The 1,781-nt window shown below is 55.0% G+C and carries 1 rRNA gene; it reads right to left on the reverse strand.

The annotated features are described in order from the left end of the window. A 23S ribosomal RNA gene (locus EDF40_RS00570) occupies nt 1–1,740 on the reverse strand; the annotation flags it as partial. Nucleotides 1,741–1,781 lie beyond the last annotated feature (41 nt).

The raw sequence follows: 1,781 nt of genomic DNA on the forward strand, positions 1-1,781 counted from the left end.
ACAGACGACGGATTTGCCTATCGTCAGCCCTACATCCTTACACCAGGTTCACCTTACGGATACCATCGCCTGGCTCAGCTACCTTCCTGCGTCACACCTGTTCATACGCTAACCGCACCAGCATGGGGTCGAGCGTTAGACCGGCCACCATCACCCCGAAGGGATCCGGTTGATCCGGGTTAGGACTCTTAGCACCACTGGATTAGCTTGGGCGGTTGTTCGCCGGTACGGGAATATCAACCCGTTGTCCATCGACTACGCCTGTCGGCCTCGCCTTAGGTCCCGACTTACCCAGGGCGGATTAACCTGGCCCTGGAACCCTTGGTCTTTCGGAGGACGGGTTTCTCACCCGTCTTTCGCTACTCATGCCTGCATTCTCACTCGTGTAGCGTCCACGGCTGGATCACTCCGCCGCTTCACTCGCCACACGACGCTCTCCTACCACTCCGCACGACTGAACCACGAAGGCTTGTCGAGTGTGCGAAATCTACAACTTCGGTGGTGTGCTTGAGCCCCGTTACATTGTCGGCGCGGAATCACTTGACCAGTGAGCTATTACGCACTCTTTCAAGGGTGGCTGCTTCTAAGCCAACCTCCTGGTTGTCTATGCAACTCCACATCCTTTCCCACTTAGCACACGCTTAGGGACCTTAGTTGGTAGTCTGGGTTGTTTCCCTCTCGACGATGAAGCTTATCCCCCACCGTCTCACTGCTGCGCTCTCACTCACCGGCATTCGGAGTTTGGCTGACGTCAGTAACCTGTTGAGGCCCATCGGCCATCCAGTAGCTCTACCTCCGGCGAGAAACACGCAACGCTGCACCTAAATGCATTTCGGAGAGAACCAGCTATCACGAAGTTTGATTGGCCTTTCACCCCTATCCACAGCTCATCCCCTCCATTTTCAACTGAAGTGGGTTCGGTCCTCCACGACGTCTTACCGTCGCTTCAACCTGGCCATGGATAGATCACTTCGCTTCGGGTCTAGAACATGCGACTCAAACGCCCTATTCAGACTCGCTTTCGCTACGGCTGCCCCACACGGGTTAACCTCGCCACATATCACTAACTCGCAGGCTCATTCTTCAAAAGGCACGCCGTCACCCCTACTAAGGAGGCTCCGACGGTTTGTAAGCAAACGGTTTCAGGTACTATTTCACTCCCCTCCCGGGGTACTTTTCACCTTTCCCTCACGGTACTTGTCCGCTATCGGTCATCTGGGAGTATTTAGGCTTATCAGGTGGTCCTGACAGATTCACACGGGATTTCTCGGGCCCCGTGCTACTTGGGATACACATCCGGCCATAACACCATTTCGTCTACGGGGCTGGCACCCACTACGGCCCGGCTTTCAAACCGGTTCGACTATGATGCGCTGTAACCGCCCCAGTCCGGCAGAACTGAGTGACGTGTCCCACAACCCCGACCATGCAACGCCCGCCGGCTATCACACATGATCGGTTTAGCCTCATCCGCTTTCGCTCGCCACTACTCACGGAATCACATGTTGTTTTCTCTTCCTGTGGGTACTGAGATGTTTCACTTCCCCACGTTCCCTCTACCCGCCCTATATATTCAGGCGGGAGTCACCAGGTCACAAAAGCGCCCAGCGGGGTTTCCCCATTCGGAAATCCTCGGATCAGGGCTCGATTATCAGCTCCCCGAGGCTTATCGCAGATTTCTACGTCCTTCTTCGGCTCCAGATGCCAAGGCATCCACCGTTTGCTCTTAGAAACTTGACCACAAAGATTAAAATTGCGATCCGTCATCACCCACAACACGA

Source organism: Curtobacterium sp. PhB170 (assembly GCF_003752345.1).
Lineage (GTDB): Bacteria > Actinomycetota > Actinomycetes > Actinomycetales > Microbacteriaceae > Curtobacterium.